The following is a 20,640-nucleotide window of genomic DNA, read 5'->3' on the forward strand; positions in this document are numbered from 1 at the left end:
ACAATACCAACATGTTGATGAAAATAGATCGCGGCAGCCATTGCCAGAAGCCGACACCGAAGATATATACCAAGCTTTGAGGATAAGCAAAAAGAAATCATATTGCACCCCTGAAAGGGGCTTTGCCGCGGCGAATCGGCTTCTTGAGGATGATGATTCATGCAGGTAACGGAAAATCAGTTTTACATGCTCAAGGATATCCACGTGCTGACCAAGGTCGGATCCAAGGGGGGATGTCTGCCGCTCAAGGACGCCTTGATTTACGATCCAAAGGAATTGCGGGGCCTGCAAGACAACGACTACGTCAAGGCCGTGACCTTGATGATGCCCTGTGGCGGAGAAGTGCGCGGGTTCAAGTTGACGCGCAAGGGCGAATGGACCTTGCGTAAGCTGGAGGCCAAGTACCGATTGGACTCCCTGGACGCCGCGATCCAGCTCCACGCGGAACGCCACTGCCTGACCCCGGATCAGGTGGATATACTGCGAGACATCTATCATTTTTGCCGATTGAGCAAGTCAGGGGGCATCTTTCCGCGCAAGGAGGCCGAGGCGGGCTGTCGGGCGGATGACCTGGAATTTCTCTATCTGCATGGCTATATTCTGAAAATCCAATCCGGCGACTCCTCCGGCAAGAAAGAGAAAGGTTTTATTCTCTCCAATAAGGGCGAAGACGTCGTGTGCGATGTGGAGGCCCCCCGGGAGCGGGGATATTGCTCCCCGTGAACTCCACGTCGTTTCCAACCCGAGCCGACGACGCGACGCGCCACGCGGCCTTGGTCGCCGCGGCGCAATGTCTGCGAATCAATGTCGCGAAGCGATCCTGGGCCGTTTATCGTCCCGGGGATCTGGAAGCGCTTTGGCAACAGATGGGCGAGGCGGATTTCGGACCGGATGAGCGGATTCCTTACTGGGTGGAGTTGTGGCCGGCCAGTTTGTTGTTGGTGGAATGGCTGGACCGGTGTCGGGACCGGATTCAGGGGAAGTCCTGCCTGGATGTGGGCTGCGGTCTGGGGCTGAGCGCCTGCCTGGCCGCGGACGCCGGAGCACGGGTGGTGGGACTGGACTACATTCAGGACGCCCTGCGCTATGCCCGGGCGAACACCAGGGAGAACCGGGTGGCTTTTTCTCCGCTCTGGGTCCAGATGGACTGGCGGTGGCCCGGCCTTAAACCGCGTTGTTTCGACCTGATCTGGGGGGCGGACATCTTTTATGAACAACGGTTCGCCCAGCCCTTGATGCGTCTTTTTGAACATGTCTTGGCTCCCGGCGGTCGCGTGTGGCTGGCCGAGCCGGAGCGCAGCGTTTCCACCGGAGCCTGGGAATTGTTGCGGGAAGCAGGCTGGGAGGTGCGCCGGGCCACGCGCAAGGCGGTGCCGACCGAAGGGTACACGGTGAACATCAATATCTGGGAAGCACAAAAAAACGAGGTGGAGCATGGGTAAGACGATTCGATTCGGAGTTTCACTGGATTCCGATCTTCTGGAAAAATTTGACGCGCTGTGCGATGAGCGATCCTACCAGACCCGGTCCGAGGCCATCCGCGACCTGATCCGCAATATGCTGGTTCAAAAGGAGTGGGAGGACCTGGACGGGGAAACCGCGGGCACGCTGACCATGGTCTATGATCACCACCAAAGCGATTTGGCTCAGAAGTTGACCGAATTACAGCACGACTACCTGGACATCATCGTGACTTCCCAGCATGTCCACCTGGATCACCACAATTGCATGGAAATTCTTGTGCTGCGCGGCACCGGCGAGCGCTTGCGCGACTTGGGCGCGAAGCTGACCGCCACCAAGGGAGTCAAACACGGCACCTTGAACCTGACCACCACCGGCAAGAACCTGGAGTAGTGCCGGGCCACATGCTCGACGACGTTCAGAACACCCCGGCCTCGGTCCCCGTGGACATCGACCGGGTCGGCATCCGGCACGTCCACTTTCCGCTCGCGGTTTTGGACCGGGCCCAGGGGCGGCAGCACACCGTGGCCCAGGTGGAGATGGGCGTGGATTTGCCGGCCCGCTTCAAGGGCACCCATATGAGCCGGTTCGTGGAGGCCTTGCAGGCGTGGTCCGGTGTTTTGGATTATCCGAACCTGAAGCACCTGCTGGGCGACATCCAGAACCGGTTGGACGCCCGGAAGGCCTGGATCAGCTTTTGTTTTCCCTTTTTCCTGGAACGGTCCGCGCCGGCCAGCGGCAGCCGGTCCCGGATGGACTATCACTGCCGGGTGGTCGGGGAACACCAGGACGGTCGGCTGCTGTTCGGCCTGGAAGTGGAGGTCCCGGTGATGACCGTATGCCCCTGCTCCTTGGCCATTTGCGACCGGGGCGCTCACAGCCAGCGGGCCATGGTCCGGATTCGGACCCGGAACAAGGGGTTGATCTGGCTGGAAGACCTGATCGAACTGGCCCAGGAATCCGCTTCCTCTCCAGTTTACGCGCTGCTCAAGCGCGAGGACGAGAAACGGATCATCGACAACGCTTTTGAACAACCTTGCTTCGTGGAAGACGTGGTCCGCAACGTTTCCCGCGGCCTGGAACGCCTGGACCAGCTTTTGTGGTACCGCGTTGAAGTAGAGAGCCAGGAATCCATCCACAACCACAGCGCCTACGCCCGGATCGAGCGTTCCCTCGCCCAAGCAAAGGGGTAGCTGGCTCAACAATCGAAATCGTGAGCGAAATCGAAATCGAAATCGAAGTCTGAATAGCCTCGACCAAACCAAGCTCAAGGCATGGGAGCAACAGGCTTTTTCGCGTTATTGATTTCGATCACGATTTCGATCACGATTTCGATCACGATTTCGATTTCGATACCGATCCGGATAGCGCGTGAGAATCGAGAACAAAATTGCCTTGGCTGTCCTCGAGTGGATTTGAAAAGCAAGGTCGACTCGGGTAGACTCAAAACCTGCAGTATGCGTCGAGCGGCACCGCCCTGAACCGCCGAACCTCGGGACAAGGAGCCGAACATGAACATATCCCCCAATATCCAGGCCATGCAGGCCATCGGCTTGTCCCGCCAGATCGGGGCGAACAACGTGGCCAACATGAACACCCCGGAATTCAAGGCATCGCGGTTGTCCTTGGAAACCGGCCCGGACGGCTACGGCGTCAGGCCGCAAAGCATCGACCAAGACACCTCGCCCGGCCCGCTTATGCCCGCTCTAGAGGGAAAAGTGGACGAGGACGGGGTGCTGAACACGGTCTGGGGGCTGACCGAAGGCAGCAACACCGAACTTGTCACGGAAATGGTCAATTCCATCCGGGACGAGCGGGCCTTTGAAGCCAACGTGGCCATGGTTCGCGCCTGGGACGACATGACCGGAACCGTCTTGGATCTGCGTGCGTGAATGACTTCACCGCCCAGGACGAGCCCCGCTCACTCTGGGACAATTTGACTTCGCACCAGGCGGATCGGTACGCCTTGGTCCTGGCCGCGGCGGGAATTCCCTACCGTTTCCGTCGTTCCGGCTGGGGGTGGACCTTGGAAGTTCCGGAGCGGGACGTCTCCCGTGCCGTGACGGAAATCGAACAGTTCAATCTGGAAAATCCCCTTCTGGAGGACCATCGTCCTCGTCCGGCCCAATCTTTTCCCCCGCCGCCGCAAACCCTGACCGGAGCGGCGGCGGCCCTGCTCCTGCTGGTCTTTCATCTGGTCACGTCTCGTGACGGCGCCCATGAAGCCATGATCATGGAGGCCGGGGCCCACGCGGCCCGGATTCTCGAAGGCGAATATTGGCGGGCGGTGACCGCCTTGACGCTGCACGCCGATGCCCGTCATCTGGCCGGGAACATGCTGGGCATCGCGGTCTTCGGCACGTTTCTTTGTCGAAGGGTGGGCGTGGGCGCGGCCTGGCTGCTGATCGTGCTGGCCGGGGCCGGCGGGAATCTGCTCAACGCCTGGCTGCACCAAACCGGCTTTCTCTCCATCGGGGCCTCCACCGCTGTTTTTGCGGCCGTGGGCCTGCTGGGCGGGGTCCGGGTGTTTCCCATGGAGGGCACGGAGTATTCCGGCCCCAGGTCGTGGCTGCTCCCGGCGGGTGCCGCCTTCGGGCTGTTGGCCATGCTCGGCAGCGACGTGCAGACCGACATCGGGGCGCACCTGATGGGCTGCGTGGTGGGTTTTGCCCTGGGGGTCGGCTATTCGCTTTTGGGGCCGCGCCAACTCAGCGAAGCGCGCCAGAATCATCTGCTTCTCGGGGCCCTGGCTTTGATCGGCGGGGCTTGGTGGTTGGTCCTGGAAGGGGGGTGAGCGTACGCTCGCGATCCATCAATCGCGTCCTTTTGTACCTACTCAGCACATTCTGACTATAACTGCATTTCGACGCTGGATTCCCGCCTTCGCGGGAATGACTTGTTTTTTCATGTTGCCTCCGAATCAGTCATGCCCGCGAAGGCGGTATCCAGTCGGCTTTACCACGAATCAGCTGAGTAAGTACTCATTTTTTTGTTTTGATCCACACAAAGGAGAACCTCAATGCACTGCAAGACTGTCGCCACCCTCGGCCCGGCCTCGTTGAACTACGACGTGATGAAGGCCATGGTTCAACATGGGGTCCGGATCTTTCGACTGAATTTCTCCCATGCCGACGCTAAATTCTTCGTTCCGGCCATGGAGATGATCCGCGGCCTGGAGCGGGAGCTGGAATTGCCCTTGACGGCCATGGCCGATCTGTGCGGCCCCAAGGTGCGCATCGGCGACGTGGATGGCTCGCCGCTGCAAGTGAACAAGGGAGGCCACGTTCTTTTGGGGCCTCTGGAGCTGAAGCGCCCTGGGTCCGCTCCCTATATCAGCCTGGAGATTCCGGCCCTGTTGCAAGGCCTCCAGGTGGGCATGCCGGTGAACCTCAGCGACGGCATGCTCCAGTTTCGCGTCTCCAGAGTAATTCAGGAGAACGAACTTTTTGAGCTGGAGGCTCAGAACGGGGGCTATCTGACCTCGCACAAGGGCATTTCCTTTCCCGGGAAAAATCTTTCGATCAAGGCGCTGACGGACAAAGATCGTAAGGACGTACGCGAAGCCTTGGAGATCGGCATTGATGCCGTGGCCCTGTCCTTCGTACAGGAAGCCTCGGATGTGGCCGACCTGCAGCAAGTGATCCGAGAGCAGGGCGCTTGGATTCCGGTGATCGCCAAGCTGGAGCGTCAGAACGCCGTGGACAATCTGGAATCCATCCTGGCTCTGGCCGACGGGGTGATGGTCGCCCGGGGCGATCTTGGCCTGGAGTGTCCGCTTTCGGCCTTGCCGATCATCCAGAAAAGAATCCTCCGGGCTTGTCGCCATGCCCAGAAACCGGCCATCGTGGCCACCCAGATGCTCTTGTCCATGGTCACGAATCCCATTCCCACACGGGCTGAATGCACGGACGTTGCCAACGCCATTCTGGACGGCGCGGACTGCGTGATGCTGTCCGAGGAGACCGCGGTGGGCAACAATCCGGTGGAGGCGGTGCGCTATATGCACGATATCGCCAGGGACGCGGAGGCCTATTATCTGGAGCGGCTGGGCGAGCCGTACTTTCCCAGGAAGGAAAAAAATCCCGCCAAGTATCTGGCCTATGCCGCCTGCCTGTTGGCTGACAACGCCGAAAGCAAGGCCCTGGTCTGCCACTCCTCCACGGGCACCACCGCCCGGTTGATTTCCAGCCGCCGACCGGCCCGGCCCATCTACGCCCTGACCACCGACGACCGGGTCCTGCGGGCCCTGAATTTTGTCTGGGGGGTCCATCCCCGCCTCGTGAAGCCGCAATTGGACAGCCACATGAGCCGGGCCACCAATTTCGTGCAGGAGTTTCCCGTATTCCAGTCCGGGGACAACGTGATCATCACCTCGGGGCAGAAAACGCCGGGACAAAAAGAAATGTCCACCAACCAGATCAAGATCTACACCAAATAGCGCACACCCTCCCACCGTGCTTTCAGCCCGCGCTTGGCCCTTCGCGCCGAGCGCGGGCTTGTTTTTTGGCACCACCGGCTTTTCCTCCATTTCGCCGATCGTGGCATGTATTTGAAAAATCGTTCAGGGCTTGACTTTGTGTCAGAACGTTGACACGTATCCTGTCTTTGGATGAAGGACTGTTTTATCAGCATTTTTCCAGTAGAGTACTCAGGAGTATTCCGTCATGGGCGTTGATCGGACCGGAATCATCGGGGAGAGCCCCAGTCTGCGGCAGGTGTTCGGCGTGCTGGCCAAGGTATCGCCCACGGACAGCACCGTTCTGGTCACCGGAGAATCCGGGACTGGAAAGGAACTGCTGGTGCGCGCCCTGCACGCCAACAGCAAGCGCAAGGGTAAGCCATTCGTGCCCATCAACTGCGGCGCCATCCCCAGGGACCTGCTCGAATCCGAGTTGTTCGGTCATGAGAAAGGCGCGTTCACGCATGCCATTCGATCCCGGATGGGCCGCTTCGAAATGGCCGACGGCGGGACGATTTTTCTGGATGAAATCGGGGAACTGGACCTGACCCTGCAGGTGAAGATCCTGCGGGTGATCCAGGAAAAGGAATTCGAACGGGTCGGCGGGACCGTGACCACCAAGGTGGACGTGCGCATCGTCGCGGCCACCAATCGGGACCTGGAGCAGGAGGTGGCCCAGGGGCGGTTCCGGGAGGATTTGTTCTATCGTCTGAACGTGATTCCGATCCACCTTCCCCCGCTGCGCGAACGCGACGACGACATCATCTTGTTGGGGAAGCACTTTCTGAACGTGTTCTGCGAGCAAAAACAACGGGAGTTGTTGCGCTTGTCGCCCAAGGCCCAGGACTTTCTGATAGCCTACCCTTGGCCCGGAAATGTCCGGGAATTGGAAAATTTCATGGAGCGCATTTCCATTCTGTGCGAGAACAATGAAGTCGCTCCAGAGGATTTGCCCGAAAAAATCCTGAAGTTCGTGGGCCATGAGGTTCCGAAGCGGAAGCCGAAACTCGCCCTGGAAGGCTTTGCCTGGCCGACCCTGGTGGATTTGCGCGGTCAGAGCGGAGGGTTGAAGGAGTTCATGGACGAGATCGAAGACCGCCTGCTTCAGGAAGCCCTGGAGGAATGCGGGGGCGTCAAAAATCAGGCGGCGGAACTGCTGGGAATCAAGCGCACCACGCTGATCGAAAAGCTCAAGAAGCGCAACGCCGCCAACGGCTGACCGCAGGCATGACGACGCCTCGGTTTTGCCTGACTGAGCAGTGAGATTATTTCTCTTCTTCATGGTTCAGCATGCTTTTTGCTAAGTAGTTTCCATCCGGAAACTCTTTTGTTTCCGATGCTGAAACTGTCGGTTTTCAAGACATCATGCCCGTATATCCCAGCCAGCCCCATGTAGCCGCTTCACGACGACGTCCGCAAACCCGGCGGCCCTGCTGTTTCGCACCGGCGGCATCAGCCTGGAGCGCGACGATTGCGTTCTGGATCGTGTGCGGGATTGCGGCGGCACTCGTTCTTGCTTTCGGGGTCGGACCCGTCTTGGCTTTGGAGATGAGCCTGCGACAGTATCCACAGCGGGAGCAGGTGACATTACAGTTGCCGGTGGACACCACGACGACTCCGACCGCTCCTCTGGTGCGTCGTGTCGACGGCCGGGTCGTCCGGCTGGAACTGTCCGGCGTGGGCCAAAGTGAGCTGGCTGAGCTGGTCCTGCCCTCTCCCGCAGGATCGCGGCTGTTGACGGCCTTTCTCCGGGACCCCGCCGGTCTCGTGGTGCGCACAAGCACCGAGGCTTTTGGTTTCGTCTCGCAATTCAATCCCTCCACCGGTCTGTTGCTGGTGGACTTTTTCCCGGACCCTTTGGGCAATCGCTGGCGGGACACCGCCCCGCGCCCAGCCCCCTCAGCGCCTCCAGCGCTTCCGGCGCTTCCGGCTCGCTCCGAACCAGCCCCGGGACCTGTTCCCGAACCTTCCGAGGTCCCGGCGGTAAGCCCTCCGGAACCACCCCCTGCCGCTCCTCCACCTCCTTCTTCTCAAGCTCGGGCGTCCTTTGAACCGAGCGGGATGCCCGACCAGCGGATCGTCCCGAGGGCGGAGCCGCCTGCAGACAGCATGACGGGGGAGATTCGTCGGCCACTGCGGGAACGTCCGGAAGACGAAACCGACGACCCGGTCTCCATGGCCGATCCGATTTCCACGGCTACGGATGAAACACCTCAAGTCCGGGCACCGATCCGCGCCGCTGTTCCCGAACAGATTGAGCCGTCCGCTCCTCCCACGTCCGCGTCGGATACCGTTTCTCCGCGGATACAGACCCAGGACCAGACCCAGGACCAGACCCAGGACCTGAGCGCGGTTCGCTCTCCGATTTCGCGTGTCGGCCCGGAACAAGCAGCCCCAGTGGCTCCGATCGCTGAACGAGCCGTTGAGCGACAAATCGAGCCCCCAGCCGAGCCATCGGACGAGCCCCCAGCGGAAGCACCAACCGACCCACCAACTGAACCAATGGTTGAGCCGCTCCCGGTCGTGCCCGATGTCACGCGGCAAGCTGAACCTGCGATGCGCCGGGAGCCTATTCTCCGTCAGCCGGTGATGGAAGCCGAGACGGCGCGTGAGGAAGACGCCGAATCTGCTCCCGCGGTAGAGGCGGTTTCTGAATCGCCCGCGGAGGTCGCGGAGGTCGCGGAGGAACCGGACGCCCTGCCGGACCAGCTCGAATCGCCTCCGGAGCCGGAGCCTTCTCCCGCTCCCTTCGCGCCGGAGCGGGCCGAGGACCCGGACGCGAAATATCAGCGGTTGCTGTCATCGGCCAGAGCAGCGATGATGAATTCGGAGTTCGATGTGGCCATCGAGGCCTTGCGTGCTCTTTCCAATCTGCCGGACCTGTCGGACGCGGTGCGGGAGGAGGTGCTTTACAACATCGGCGACGCCTTGTTCGGTCTGCACCAGGCTGATCTGGCCGATAATTTCGGACCCGTCGCCCACGCCTATGAACGGGCCATGAACTTCAACCCAAAATCCCAGAGGACCGCCCTGGCCTTACGCAACCTGGGAGTGCTTCATTTGCGGGTGAACAACCTGCCGGAGGCCAAGGCGTATTTCAACGTGCTCAAGCGCGACTATCCCCATGATCCTCTTGTGCCCACCGCGGAGTACTATCTCGGACAGTTTTTTCTGGAACGGGGGGACTACGATCAAGCCGCGGATCACTTCCAGATCGTGGTTCAGAATCATCCGGAGCATTCCATCGCCCAGCAATCCTCGGTGGGATTGGCCAAGGCCTTGAACGCCCTGGGCTATGACGAACAGGCATTCCAGATCATGGATTTTATGGAGAAGCGCTGGCCCAGATACTATATCGACGAACCCGAACTGCTGGAGTTGGCCGGAATCATCGCCTTGCGCGTCAACGCGCTGGACTCGGCGAAGCAGCGTTTGCTGACCTATTACAACCTGATGCCGGACACCCCGGAAGCTCATATGCTGTTGGCCCGGATCGGGGACATCTATCTGCTTTCCGGGCAGTCGGATCCGGCCAGACGAGTATTTGAACGGGCCGCGGAGCTCTTCCCGGACCAGGAGGGCGGCTTGATCGCCAAGATGCGTCTGGTGGAGGGCGGGATCCATGATGAACCCAGTCTGGACGATATGTTTGCCACGCGCAGGGCCGCGGAGGTTTATTCTGAAATTATTTCCAAACACCCGGACAGCCCCCTGGCCGCGGTGGCCACGATCAAGCTGGCCATCTGGCAGATATGGAACAAGCGGCTCGAGGACAGCTTGATGGTCGTCAGTGAGTTCTTGGCGAATCAACCCAACCATTCTCTGGTTCCCAAGGCTTTGGAAGTAGGGACCGAAGCGTTCACGCAGTTGGTGGAGCGCAACGCGGCGGACGGACGATATCCCGAGATTTTGGAGCAGTGGGACGAGAATGTCTTTCTTCACGACTTGTTGGATGAGTTGTCTCCGAGGACTCAGCTCGGCTTGGCCATGGCCTACTGGAGCGCCGGCGATCTGGAGCAGGCCATAGCCTTGGCCAGGCCCTACCTTCGGGAGGACACGCCCAAGGAGCTGCAAATCGCGGCTTTGGAGTTGATTCTGGGAATTTTTCTGGAACAGCAGGAGTGGACGCGCATCGTGGACCTGGCTCCACTACGGGACGACCTGCCCGGGCCGCAGCGGCGGGAGCTGACCTATTCCGTGGCCCTGGCCATGGAAAACCTGGGCCGCTCCGAGGAGGCCCGGCCGCTTTGGCGCGGGCTGGCCGAAGACTTCGACCTGACCGACGCCCAGCGCGGCTATGCCCTGTACTTTCTGGCCCGCACGGCCATGCAGGAGGAAAATTTCGAACGCGTTTACCTCTACGCCCAGGAAGCTCTGAGCCTGTTGCTGCTGGACCGGGAGGACCCCGGCAAGATCAGGGATGCCGTAACCTGGCTGACCCAGGTCACGGAACGCACCGGTCGGCTCCAGGAAGCCCTGGCCTGGGCCTTGGAACTGGACCAACTCATCGACCGTTCCGACCCGGACTGGAGCATGAGCCGCTATCGTCTGGCTCAACTCTATCAGCGCGCCCAGAACCACGCCGAATGGAAAGCCGTTCTGGAAGACTTGAAAGCCGAAGACCCCCAAGGCCTCTACGGGCGCTTGGCCGCCTCCGCCCTCCAGGGACGTACCCTGGAAGACAGCGCGGGTCGTTTTTATTAGGGCCTGTTTCTCAAAATAGTTCGTAACTACTCAGCACAAAGCAATGCTGCTGTCGGGGTCGGAATCGGAATCGGGATCGAAAACGCTGGGATGCGTTCTTAATTTTTCCTGTTTCGAAACCGATACCGATACCGACCCCGATTGCCGGAACAAGAGCGGAGGTGAAATGTGCTGAGTAGATACAATAGTTCCAGATATTTCGGCTTCTATGATCTGTTCCGGAACAGGACGTAGTAGGCCACGGGGATCAGTACCAGGGTAAAGACCGTGGAGGCGATCAGGCCGAAGATCAGGGCCCAGGCCAGGCCGGAGAAGACCGGGTCCAGGGTGATGGGCCAGACGCCCAGGGCCGTGGTCAAGGCGGTGAGTACGATGGGCTGGAGGCGGATGGCCCCGCTTTGGAGTACGGCATCCCTGAAGTCCTGGCCCCGCTCCACGGCGGCCCGGATGAAGTCGATGAGCACCAGGGAGTTGCGGATCACGATCCCGCCCAGGGCGATCATCCCGATCATGGCCGTGGCCGTGAAAAAGACCGGGTCCGCGAAACCGTCCACCTCCCGGCCGGTGAGCAGGTTCAGCAGCCAGAATCCGGGCATGATGCCCATCAGGGTCAGCGGGATGGCGGTCATGATCAACAGGGGCAGGGCCAGGGACGCTGTCTGGACCACCAGCAGCAGATAAATTCCGACCATGGCCGCGCCAAAGGCCAAGCCCAGATCCCGGAAGACATCCACGGTGATCTTCCATTCCCCCTCCCCGGTCCAGACCACATCGATGCCTTGGGGCGGCGGAGAGGCGCGCAGCTTGGCTTGCAGGTCCAGCACGGCCTCGGCCGGAGGCAGACCCGCGGTTTCCGCGGTGACGTAGACCACCCGGCGCAGATTCTTGTGCAGGATGGGCTGTTCTTCCATTTCCCGGACAAATTGGCCCAGCTCGCCCAGAGGGAGCATGCTTCCATCCGCTCCGCGCACGTGCAGAGCCTCCATATCCGTCGGGGAGACGCGCAGCTCCCGGGGCAGGATCACTCGTACGGGCAGGGTCTGGCGTTCGTGGGGGCTTTGGATCGTCGCCGGGGTGGTTCCGGCCGCGGCCATGCGTAGGGCGTGGAGCAGGTCCCGGGCGCTCAGGCCGTTCAGCCCGGCTTTTTCCCTGTCCGGGACGAAGGTCAGCCTGAGGCGGGCAGCGACGCGGCTGTCGTCCACATCCACCACGAACTCCTTGGCCTCCATCATGTCCCGGACATGCTCCGCGCCCTGGAACAGACGCCCGTAGGGCTGTTCCGGGCCGCCGTAGATTTCCGCTACCAGGGTGGCCATGACCGGCGGGCCGGGAGGGATTTCCACGATCTGGATGGTGGCCGACCACTGCCTGGCGATGTGTTCCAGGTCGTTGCGCACGGAGAGGACGATCTCGTGGCTTTGGCGGCGGCGTTCGCCTTTGGGCGTCAGATTGATCCGGATGTCGCCCAGGTGGCCACCCTCCCGGGCATAGTAGCGGCGGACCATCCCGTTGAAGTCCATGGGCGAGGCCATGCCGGCGAAGCTGAGCACGCTCACGGCTTCGGGCAGTCCGGCCAGGTAGGCGGCCATGTCCCGGAGCACCGCGTCCGTGGTTTCCAGGGGCGTGCCCTCGGGCATGTCCACCACCACCTGGAACTCGTCGCGGTTGTCAAAGGGCAGCATTTTCAGGGGAACCAGGCGCAGCGCGGCAAGGGACGCGGCCAGGACCAGCAGGGCCAGGACCACGCCGACCAGGGCCACGCGCAGGACGCGATGGTCCAGAAACGGGCCGACCACGGTGCGGTAGGCGCGCAGGACCCAGTCCGGCACCCCGGTAGCGTTTATAGCGTTGGCATCGGCGGCCGGGGCGGGAGGAGGATTGGCGGCGGGTCGCATTTTACGGCGCAGCAGCAGGTGGCAGAGCCAGGGGACGATGGTCAGGGCGCAGATCGTGGAGAAGATCACGGTCAGGGGCACGTTGGCGGCCATGGGGGCCATGTACGGGCCCATCATCCCGGTGATGAAGAACAGCGGCAGGAAGCAGGCGATGATGGCCAGGGTGGACATGATCACCGGCACGAAGACCTCGGCCACGGCACTGAGCGTGGCCCAGGCCGGGCCGGGGTGGTTCAGGCGCATGTGCCGGCGGATGTTGTCCACGTTGGTGATCGGGTCGTCCACAACCAGACCCAGGGAGAGGATCAGGGCGAAGAGGGTCACCCGGTTGATGGTGTAGCCCAGCAGGTGGCTGCTGAACAGGGCCAGGGAAAAACTGACCGGAATGGCCACGGCCACCACCAGGGCGGCCCGCCAGCCCATGGTCAGGGCCAGCACGATCACCACCGTGGACACGGCGAAGACCAGGGACCAGAGCAGATCATTGACCTTGTTCTGGGCGGTTTGACCGTAGTCCCGGGTGACTTCCAGATGCACGTCCTCGGGCAGCACAAGGGGGCGCAGGGTCTGGGCCGCATCCAGGATGCCCCGGGTCACGGCCACGGCGTTGGCCCCGCGCTGTTTGGCCAGGGCCAGGGTCACGGCGGGCATTTCCAGGGAATGTCCGCCCCGTCCGCCCCGTCGTCCACCCTCGGGCAGGTTCCGGGCTTGCGTATCGCCGAAGCGGATGCGGGTATAGCCGGTCGGCTCGCAGGGGCCGTCCAGAACCCGGGCCACGTCCCGGAGGTGCACCGGTCGGGCCTGATTGCGGTCCTGGTACACGCCCACCACCACCCCGGCCACGTCCGCCGCGGAGGTGAACCGTCCGTCCCCCAACACGTTCAGTTCCCGGTTGCCCCGGAGCAGGGATCCGGCGCTGAGCGCCGTGTCCGCCGCGGTCAGCACGCGCTCCAGGTCGGCGAACGTCACTCCGTGCCCGGCCATGCGCGACGGGTCCGGTTCCACCCGGATTTCCCGGTGCCGGCCCCCGACGATTTCGGCCCGGGACACGTCCGGGACTTCGGACAGCCGGGATAGGAACTCCTCCCCGATTCGGCGCAGCTCGAAGTCGGACCGGGTCGGGGAGTACAGGGTCAGGGTGAGTACGGGCACGTCGTCGATTTCCACGGGCCGGATCAGCCAGTCGGTGACCAGCGGCGGGACCTGATCCTCGTGCATGGTGATCTTGTTGTGCAGCTTGACCAGGGAACGCTCCCGGTCCTCGCCCACGAAAAACCGGACCGTGACCACGGCCTGATCCCGCCGGGACACGGAGTAGACGTACTCCACCCCGTCGATCTGCCAGAGCAGCTTTTCCAGCGGCGTGGCCACCAGCTTCTCCACTTCTTCCGGTCCGGCCCCCGGAGCCTGGACGATCACGTCGGCCATGGGCACCACGATCTGGGGCTCTTCCTCCCGGGGCGTGACCAGCAGGGCCGCGACCCCCAGGGCCAGGGCCAGAACCAGAAACACCCCGGCCAGATGCGAGGAGAGAAACGGGGCCACCAGGGCCGGGACGAGCCCAGGAGGGCGGGTGGCCAAGCGGGTGGCCTGGCGGGTGGGTGGCTGAGGAGAGGCGGAAGACGTCATGATCCGGGAGCGGGATGCAGCCAGAGCCGTTCGCCACCGTCCAGGCCGGAGAGAACCTCGACTTGGTCGTCATGGACGCGGCCCAGGCGCAGGTGGCGCAAGATGTAGGTGGAATCGTCATGGACCACGGCGGCCAGCTCCAGTTGCCCGATGCGGAGCACGGCCCGGGAATCCACGAGGACCATTGGTTGCGCGGGCATGGGGATATGCAGCCGGACGAACATGCCGGGCCGCGGATTCGTGTCCGGGATGTCGGTGGTCCTGGGGAGGGCCGCATCGGCAGGTGGCGGGGAAGCGGGGACCAGCTTGACCAGAAAGGTCCGCGAGTCCGTCGCCGCCAGAGGTTCGACCTCGTCCACCACCACGGGGAACTCCCGGTCCAGGGCGTCCACCCGGGCCGTGAACCCCGTTCCCACGGTCATCATCTGGTGAAACCGTTCCGGCACCTGGACCTCCAGGCGCGAATCCGGACTGTGCAGCAAGAGCAGGGTCCGCCCCGGCTGGACCACATCGCCCGGCTCAACGGAGCGCCGGGCGATGATCCCCTCCTCGGAAGCCGTGATGCTGGTATGGCCCAGGGCCACTGTGAGTTCCTGAATCCGCTGCTCCAGACGCGACTGCTGGGCTTCCAGTTCCTGGATGCTTTGCCCGGCCTGGCCGCTCTCGGCTCTGGCGGCCAGAAACGCGGCCCGTGCGTGGTCCAGTTCCTGGGCGGCGGACGCGCCCTGGGCGTGCAGGGCTTCGATCCGGGCAAAGTCGGATTGGGCCAGGTCGAATCCGGCCTGGGCCTTTTCCTGGCCCTGATGTGCCCGCTTCAGCGCGGAGCCCAGGGCTTCCAGGTCGTGGCGGCCCTGGGCCAGGCGGGACTGGAGTTCCCGGTCGTCCAATTCCAACAGGGTTTCCCCCCGCCGGATCCGTTGCCCCGGACGGACCAGGACACGCCGGACCTCGGCCTGAACCTGGGCGCTGACCGCGATCTCGACCCTGGGCCGAATCTCGCCCACGGCCTCAATCCAGGCCGGTACGGCGGCTCGTAGCGCAACGGTAGTTTCCGTGCCTGGGGGCAGAACGCCGCCCTGGAGACTGTTCAGAAAGTCGCTCTGGGCGCCACTCCGGACGCCGGGCGAGGATGGTTCGGGCGGGGCGTCCTTAAACAACAACCATGCTCCGCTCAGCAGCAGGATCAGCACGATGAGGGGAAGGAAAAGCAGCGGGCGGGGGAAGATGCGCGGCATAGGGGAAAGGGTGTTGTTTTTTCGGAAGCGGGATGCATTACCGAAGGTTGTCTTATCGACGTATGGTCCGCATCTTGTCAAATACGTCCGGAGCGGTCGGGTTCATTGAAAGGCGGGGGCGGAAGGTTTAGAAAAGCATCTTGATCGCGACGTCACCGCAAAACGAGGAGGCCTTTGGTGCTCACGGCAATCCAAACCTTACAGGAACAGGTGCAGTACAACTGTTCCATTTCCGACGCCAATTTCAGCGGCGCGTTTTCCCTGTGCGGGCTGTTGCTGCGGATGCGGGAGCTCTACAAGTGGGAAACCGGGCTGGCCCCTTGGGAGGAGCCGGAACACGGGCTGATTCTGGACTGGGTGGAGCAGCGGGAAGAGTTGTGGCAGAAGCTGGAAGGGCAAAGCAGTGAGTCATTAAACCTGGACGGCGAGGAGTTGGACCCGTTCGAGGTGGAACGGGTCAACGAGCGGCTGGCGTCCCGGAACCTGCTCTACGGCGCGGGCTACGTGCTGGGGATGAAGCCCAGCTTTTTGCTGGCCGAGCCGGTGGAATCGCAATTGGTCGAAGGGCTGCGGGTGTACACGGTGGACCACGAGTTGTGCCGGGACATTTTTGCGTCCCCGGTGATGCGCCAGGGCGAGCGGATCATCGCCCGCCGCCACGCCATGGCCTGCCTGCTCTGGGATGTGATCCAGGAACAGCGGCCCTCGGTTCGCCCGGCCCTGGACTACGCCCTGGCCGGGTACGGCCTGAATACGCGGGATCTGCTGCATGGTCCGGGTAACTACGGGACGGTCTACCAGCGGATGGTGGCCGAGGAACTGCAACTCTGGGTGCATCACGAGATCGGCGAGGCCCTGGAGGATGCTTTCCCCGGCGACGTCTGGCACCAGATGGTGGCCAACACCTGCCAGACCCTGGCCGAGGTGTTCATCCGGGCGGTCAAGGACCTCCTGGCCGACACCCACCCCCAGGGCCTGCTGGCCCGGATGATCCAGGAAGACCGCAAACCGTCCCTGGGGCTGTACCTGGCCATGATGCGGCCTCTTTCCAAGATGCTCTTTCCGGACATCTTCACCGTGTTTCCAGACTTCATCCGCTCCGGAAACTGGAGCGAGGTGGACCGGGTCCGGCGCAAGGCCCATGCCGCGGGCCGAGACCTGGCCGCCAGACTGGTGGACATCCACGCCGCCGCCGACCCGTTTAATCACGCTCGGACCGTGGACCGAATCATCGAGGACGTGATCCGGCCTCTGGGGATTGTCGATGGGATGGACGTGGAGGCGGAAGGGGAAAGCAACGGCATGGACGTGGCCGAGGCCAGAGCAAAGAGTTCTCGCGGGGGAGGTTAAATCGCGAGGTCGGGCTTTTGCTTTGAATGGTCCGCGTTCGTCTGGAGGGGCGGATCATTCGAAGCGTCGGGCGGAAACGATATACACCTCGTCCTTGGGCAGTTCCGGAAAGTCTCCGCTGGCCTTGACCACCTTCCAGTTGATCTTCTTGACCACGTCCGAGCCTTCCACAACCTGGCCGAAGACCGCGTAGCCGTAGCCGTCGTCGGAATCGTCCTGGTGGTCCAGGTCCGGGCCGTTGTCCGCGGCATTGATGAAGAATTCATCCGTGGCGGAATCCTTTTCCGGTGCCCGAGCCATGGCCACGCTGTCCTTGACGTTGGACAGCCCGCCCTTGGCCTCGTTGGGGATGGGGGCCAGCGTGGGTTTCTTGTTCAGTCCGCGGTCGTACCCGCCGCCTTGGATGACGAATCCGCGGACCACTCGGTGAAAAATGGTCCCGTCGTAATGCTTGGCGTCGACGTATTGCAGAAAATTGGCCACGGTACGCGGGGCCTTGTCCGGATACAGTTCAATGAGCAGGTCGCCCAAATTGGTTTCGATGAGGACGAACGGATTGTCCATCAGCGGTTCTCCATGTCGTGCGGGATGATATGGTCGGATGAATATGCGGGAAGACTTCCCGGAAAGCTCTTTGAACCTTGCTTTTCCTTATGCGGACGGTCATACTGAAGATGTCCGTAAAAGACAAAGGGTGCAGAGCCGCATGCTCATTTTCGGCGGTTCAACTAATCGGTGTCACACGAATCGGCTCCGCGTTCGCTTGGATCAGCGCGGAGGTATCGCATCCGCGTCGAGTTGGATGCAAAATCCAGAGGAGGTGTCCCATGTCGAACATTAAGAAGATTCTGTGCGCGGTGGATTTCTCATCCGTCAGCGAAAAGGTGGCGGACTACGCGAAATCTCTGGCCAAGCCACTGGACGCGGAAGTCGTCTGCATCCATGTGGTTCCGTCCGGAACCATCTACGCCGACTTCGGCATCCCGATGAACTCCATGGAAACGTTTTGCACGACCATGGTTTCGGAAGGGGAAAAGACTCTGGCCGAATTCATGGAGCGCCATTTCAGCGACATGAATTGTCGGGCCAAGGTGACCTGCGGCGACTTTTCCGAGGAAATCCTGAATTGCGCCAAGGAAGAGCAGGCTGACATGATCGTGATGGGCACCCACGGGCGCAAGGGCATGGATCGCCTGCTGTTCGGCTCGGTGGCCGAAAAGGTGCTCCGCCAAGCTCCTTGCCCGGTGGTGGCGGTGCGTCCGAGTTAGCCTCGGTTCAAACGTAAACGTAAACGGGCCGGGTCGTCTTGCTGACGATCCGGCCCGTTTGTTTTATTTCGCCCCCTGGCCTAGACCTAGGCTTGGTCCTGGTTCTGGGCATGGGGTGCGGCTCGGAGGAACAGCCTGCCAGATATGCGGATTTTCTGGCCAAGGTGATCAGACAGATATTACGGGAAGAAGCCGATCCAGACAGGCAGCGGGAAATCTGCAAGACGATCCTGGCCCACCTGGGAGTGCTGCCGAGCCTTTGCACGTGCTACGCAACTGATCCCGGGCAAGAAAAACGTACTGCTGGAGATCAACGCAACACAGCCAGGCCGGCCAGAACCTGAACAATCATAAGGAGAACGGGTATACCGTGCTTTTCTTTGTGCGGGAGAAAGCAAAACATGAATTTTGTTGAGCAGTTACAAAAATAGCTGCTCCAAGGCTTCTTGGGCAGTCAGGATACGCAGTCCCGGCAGAGGTTTGACGGCCAAAAGGTCGTGGTCGCCGGTAACCAGCCATTCGGCCTGCGGGGCAAGGGCGGCATGGATGAACATGTCGTCGGACGCATCCCGGCAAAAGGATTGCGATGCGATGCCTTCGGGAACACGTATCCATTGCCCGGCGGCGCGGAGGTCGTGCAATATGGAGTGGCGCAATTCCATGCTGATGTAGCGGTCAAACTTGGGCAGCCAGAGTCTTGTTTGCAATTCGGCAAAGGTGGCCTCGGAAAAAACAGGTTGGCCAAGGCCCAGAACGGCTCGCGCCAGTTGGGCCGGGCAGCCTTCACGGGACAGGGCCGCGCTGATCCAGATATTGGTGTCGAGTACGACCAACGGCCGTTGCCGTTCAGCTTTCATCGGCAAGGAGTTTTTCGAGGGTATCGCTAGTCAGTCCGGCAGCGGCCGCTTCTCTGGCGGACTGGTCCAGGGTTTGGCGGAGACGGTCGGCGTAAAATGCGCGCATGGCTTCATAGTCCTGGGGATTGACCATCACCCCGACCATCCTGTTGTGCCGCATGACGCCGACCGGTTCGCGCTGAGCGCGATCAAGAAATTCGCCAAAATGGGTTTTTGCCTCGTTTGCGGTGTAGGTATGCATTTTGCCTCCCTGGTTGTATAATTTTTTGATCATTTTGACCGAATCGTTCGATTCGGTCAAGGGTTCTTGCCCCCCCCCCCCCCCTCTTTTTTTCTTCATCCGTGCAATCCGCGTAATCTGCGGATGAGAGTTATTTTCATCTTCATGAAACATCCAGTCCGGCAAGTTCACCCTGCTCATGGTGGACGACTTTTCGGCCGATCCGTCCCCGCGTCCTGAAATTGAAACGGTATACTCGTTCAGGATTACCCGGTCGCGCAGGGCAACGGCTTATAGAGAAGGGGATTTTATGCGCTTGCTGACCGTGGCCTCTGATCATGACAGTTCATGCGGGAAGCTATGAGATGCATCCGGAGGGGGACAATGTTGGAATTTGAGGGAGGTGTCACGTCCAAGCACGCGTAGCACGGTCTTCCAGGAAAGGACCAGCGTCGCGTTGATAATGGGCGAAGGGTTGGATTGACGGTCGCCGGGGCAACTGCTCCAGACGGTGGGCAGGCAATCCGCGCGGTGGCGGACACCCAGGTCCGCCCCTACCGCGGCTTGCCCACCGGGATCAGGTACAACGGGGCTTCGACGGATGACAGGTTCAGCAGGGCGGCCACGTCCCGGTCGTCGAATGCGCCGATGACCACGCTGCCCAGGCCCAGGGCCACGGCCTGCAGGGACAGGTTCTGGGCGGCATGGCCGGCTTCCATGTCCACGTAGCGGATCGCGCGGCGGCCGTAGCGGGTTTCGGTCCGGGCGTGGACCGCGGTGACGGCGAAGGTGACCGGAGCCTGGAGCAGGGCGGACTGGTTCAGGGCGGCCCGGGCCAGGGACTGCCGCTGGTCCTCCTGGAGTACCGGGATGAGATCATGACGTCCTGGCGCGTAGCGGTACGCGCCAGGGGCGAGGCCTTCGGCCCGCCCGACGATGACGATGATCTTCAGGGGATAGGTCGCCCCGGCCGAGGGCGCCGTGCGCAGCCCCCGCCGGGGCTCGGTGACGCCCTGGGCGGCCCAGAGCAGTTGGCCGATCTCGGCCGGGGTTACGGGGTGGTCGCTGAAGCCGCGCACGGAGCGGCGCAGGGCCAGGGCTTCCTCCAGGGAGACGGGGCCGGACAGGGCCGGTTCGGGGAGTTGGATGGCTTGCGGTGTGGGCATGGCCTCACCTCCGGATTGCTGATCAGCATTGCAGGCAACACCCCAGAACACCAGGCAGAGAAGTGCGGCGGCCACCTTCAGGCCGCTCCAGGGCATGTCCCGGGACATGGGCCAGGCCCTCATGCCAGCTCGACGCCGCTGGTCGCCGATCCGCCGCCGGGCCGCCATTCCAGTTCCACTTCCAGGCTCATTTTCTGGCCGTCTCGCTTGGTTTCCCGCTCCAGCTTGGTTTCCAGGACCAGGTTTTGGGGAATCCGGACCTGTTGTTCCTGGTCTCCCTGCCGCAAAATCACTTCCCCCGCCTCGACCTTGTCCGCCAATTGCCGCAGAAACGCCGCTACATCGCCCCGGCTTTTGGGTTCTTCGCTTTTGAACAGCAATTCTTCCATGTCGGCC

General features: G+C 61.9%; 20 protein-coding genes. 12 read left to right on the forward strand and 8 right to left on the reverse strand.

The window, feature by feature from the left end:
* Positions 1-159 precede the first annotated feature (159 nt).
* From AC559A_RS06465 to folE2, 4 genes are read left to right on the forward strand one after another with little or no spacing between them, the layout of a single operon-like run.
* Positions 160-723: a hypothetical protein gene (locus tag AC559A_RS06465; protein ID WP_028573346.1), complete on the forward strand. Its 564-nt coding sequence runs from the start codon at positions 160-162 to the stop codon at positions 721-723.
* Positions 720-1,442 carry a class I SAM-dependent methyltransferase gene (locus tag AC559A_RS06470; RefSeq protein ID WP_245590085.1) on the forward strand — a complete coding sequence of 241 codons (723 nt, stop codon included), beginning with the start codon at positions 720-722 and terminating at the stop codon, positions 1,440-1,442. The genes AC559A_RS06465 and AC559A_RS06470 overlap by 4 nt, the downstream gene beginning before the upstream one ends.
* A complete protein-coding gene (gene nikR, locus AC559A_RS06475) occupies positions 1,435-1,854 on the forward strand; it encodes a nickel-responsive transcriptional regulator NikR (RefSeq protein ID WP_028573348.1) in 420 nt (139 codons plus the stop codon). Before AC559A_RS06470 ends, nikR begins: the two co-directional genes overlap by 8 nt.
* A gap of 11 nt (positions 1,855-1,865) precedes the next feature.
* On the forward strand, positions 1,866-2,654 hold the full coding sequence (gene folE2, locus AC559A_RS06480) for a GTP cyclohydrolase FolE2 (RefSeq protein WP_498816925.1): 789 nt from the start codon (positions 1,866-1,868) through the stop codon (positions 2,652-2,654).
* Between the two features lie 74 nt (positions 2,655-2,728).
* On the opposite strand, the gene AC559A_RS06485 is transcribed toward folE2, so the two are convergent.
* The gene (locus AC559A_RS06485) at positions 2,729-2,974 is read right to left on the reverse strand and encodes a hypothetical protein (RefSeq protein ID WP_498816927.1); all 246 of its coding nucleotides are present in this window, start codon (positions 2,972-2,974) and stop codon (positions 2,729-2,731) included.
* On the opposite strand from AC559A_RS06485, the gene AC559A_RS06490 reads away from it, so the two are divergent.
* The 5 genes from AC559A_RS06490 to AC559A_RS06510 all read left to right on the forward strand — a co-directional run bounded on the left by AC559A_RS06490 (position 2,973) and on the right by AC559A_RS06510 (position 10,624).
* The gene (locus AC559A_RS06490) at positions 2,973-3,353 is read left to right on the forward strand and encodes a flagellar basal body rod C-terminal domain-containing protein (RefSeq protein WP_498816929.1); all 381 of its coding nucleotides are present in this window, start codon (positions 2,973-2,975) and stop codon (positions 3,351-3,353) included. The genes AC559A_RS06485 and AC559A_RS06490 overlap by 2 nt on opposite strands.
* Positions 3,350-4,255, forward strand: coding sequence for a rhomboid family intramembrane serine protease (locus AC559A_RS06495; RefSeq protein ID WP_498816930.1), 906 nt, complete (start codon positions 3,350-3,352; stop codon positions 4,253-4,255). The genes AC559A_RS06490 and AC559A_RS06495 overlap by 4 nt, the downstream gene beginning before the upstream one ends.
* Positions 4,256-4,480: 225 nt before the next feature.
* Entirely contained in the window at positions 4,481-5,899 is a 1,419-nt protein-coding gene (pyk, locus tag AC559A_RS06500) for a pyruvate kinase (RefSeq protein ID WP_498816932.1), read from the forward strand.
* A 226-nt stretch (positions 5,900-6,125) separates the two neighbouring features.
* Positions 6,126-7,139: a sigma-54 interaction domain-containing protein gene (locus AC559A_RS06505; protein ID WP_498816934.1), complete on the forward strand. Its 1,014-nt coding sequence runs from the start codon at positions 6,126-6,128 to the stop codon at positions 7,137-7,139.
* A 329-nt stretch (positions 7,140-7,468) separates the two neighbouring features.
* Positions 7,469-10,624 (forward strand): tetratricopeptide repeat protein, encoded by a 3,156-nt coding sequence (locus tag AC559A_RS06510; RefSeq protein WP_498816935.1) that lies wholly within the window; start codon positions 7,469-7,471, stop codon positions 10,622-10,624.
* Between the two features lie 206 nt (positions 10,625-10,830).
* Here AC559A_RS06510 and AC559A_RS06515 read toward each other — a convergent pair whose 3' ends face one another.
* Both AC559A_RS06515 and AC559A_RS06520 read right to left on the reverse strand, forming a co-directional pair.
* Positions 10,831-14,148 (reverse strand): efflux RND transporter permease subunit, encoded by a 3,318-nt coding sequence (locus AC559A_RS06515; RefSeq protein WP_498816937.1) that lies wholly within the window; start codon positions 14,146-14,148, stop codon positions 10,831-10,833.
* On the reverse strand, positions 14,145-15,383 hold the full coding sequence (locus AC559A_RS06520) for an efflux RND transporter periplasmic adaptor subunit (RefSeq protein WP_498816939.1): 1,239 nt from the start codon (positions 15,381-15,383) through the stop codon (positions 14,145-14,147). Before AC559A_RS06520 ends, AC559A_RS06515 begins: the two co-directional genes overlap by 4 nt.
* A gap of 177 nt (positions 15,384-15,560) precedes the next feature.
* Here AC559A_RS06520 and AC559A_RS06525 point away from each other — a divergent pair, with 177 nt between their 5' ends.
* Complete coding sequence (locus tag AC559A_RS06525; RefSeq protein ID WP_498816940.1) at positions 15,561-16,733, forward strand: Sfum_1244 family protein; 1,173 nt, start codon at positions 15,561-15,563, stop codon at positions 16,731-16,733.
* Between the two features lie 54 nt (positions 16,734-16,787).
* Here AC559A_RS06525 and AC559A_RS06530 read toward each other — a convergent pair whose 3' ends face one another.
* Positions 16,788-17,297 carry a peptidylprolyl isomerase gene (locus AC559A_RS06530; RefSeq protein ID WP_498816942.1) on the reverse strand — a complete coding sequence of 170 codons (510 nt, stop codon included), beginning with the start codon at positions 17,295-17,297 and terminating at the stop codon, positions 16,788-16,790.
* A 263-nt stretch (positions 17,298-17,560) separates the two neighbouring features.
* Here AC559A_RS06530 and AC559A_RS06535 point away from each other — a divergent pair, with 263 nt between their 5' ends.
* Both AC559A_RS06535 and AC559A_RS06540 read left to right on the forward strand, forming a co-directional pair.
* A complete protein-coding gene (locus tag AC559A_RS06535; protein WP_028573356.1) occupies positions 17,561-18,001 on the forward strand; it encodes a universal stress protein in 441 nt (146 codons plus the stop codon).
* Positions 18,002-18,093: 92 nt separating this feature from the next.
* Positions 18,094-18,345 (forward strand): hypothetical protein, encoded by a 252-nt coding sequence (locus AC559A_RS06540; RefSeq protein ID WP_498816944.1) that lies wholly within the window; start codon positions 18,094-18,096, stop codon positions 18,343-18,345.
* 75 nt (positions 18,346-18,420) lie between these two features.
* Here AC559A_RS06540 and AC559A_RS06545 read toward each other — a convergent pair whose 3' ends face one another.
* From AC559A_RS06545 to AC559A_RS06560, 4 genes are all read right to left on the reverse strand, one after another.
* The gene (locus tag AC559A_RS06545) at positions 18,421-18,858 is read right to left on the reverse strand and encodes a putative toxin-antitoxin system toxin component, PIN family (RefSeq protein WP_498816964.1); all 438 of its coding nucleotides are present in this window, start codon (positions 18,856-18,858) and stop codon (positions 18,421-18,423) included.
* Positions 18,848-19,279: a type II toxin-antitoxin system Phd/YefM family antitoxin gene (locus AC559A_RS06550; protein ID WP_498816946.1), complete on the reverse strand. Its 432-nt coding sequence runs from the start codon at positions 19,277-19,279 to the stop codon at positions 18,848-18,850. Before AC559A_RS06550 ends, AC559A_RS06545 begins: the two co-directional genes overlap by 11 nt.
* A 353-nt stretch (positions 19,280-19,632) precedes the next feature.
* On the reverse strand, positions 19,633-20,367 hold the full coding sequence (locus tag AC559A_RS06555; protein WP_498816948.1) for a SagB/ThcOx family dehydrogenase: 735 nt from the start codon (positions 20,365-20,367) through the stop codon (positions 19,633-19,635).
* Positions 20,364-20,633 (reverse strand): amphi-Trp domain-containing protein, encoded by a 270-nt coding sequence (locus tag AC559A_RS06560; protein WP_498816950.1) that lies wholly within the window; start codon positions 20,631-20,633, stop codon positions 20,364-20,366. The genes AC559A_RS06555 and AC559A_RS06560 overlap by 4 nt, the downstream gene beginning before the upstream one ends.
* Between the last annotated feature and the right edge of the window lie 7 nt (positions 20,634-20,640).

It is taken from the genome of Desulfonatronum zhilinae (assembly GCF_900182865.1).
Lineage (GTDB): Bacteria > Desulfobacterota > Desulfovibrionia > Desulfovibrionales > Desulfonatronaceae > Desulfonatronum > Desulfonatronum lacustre.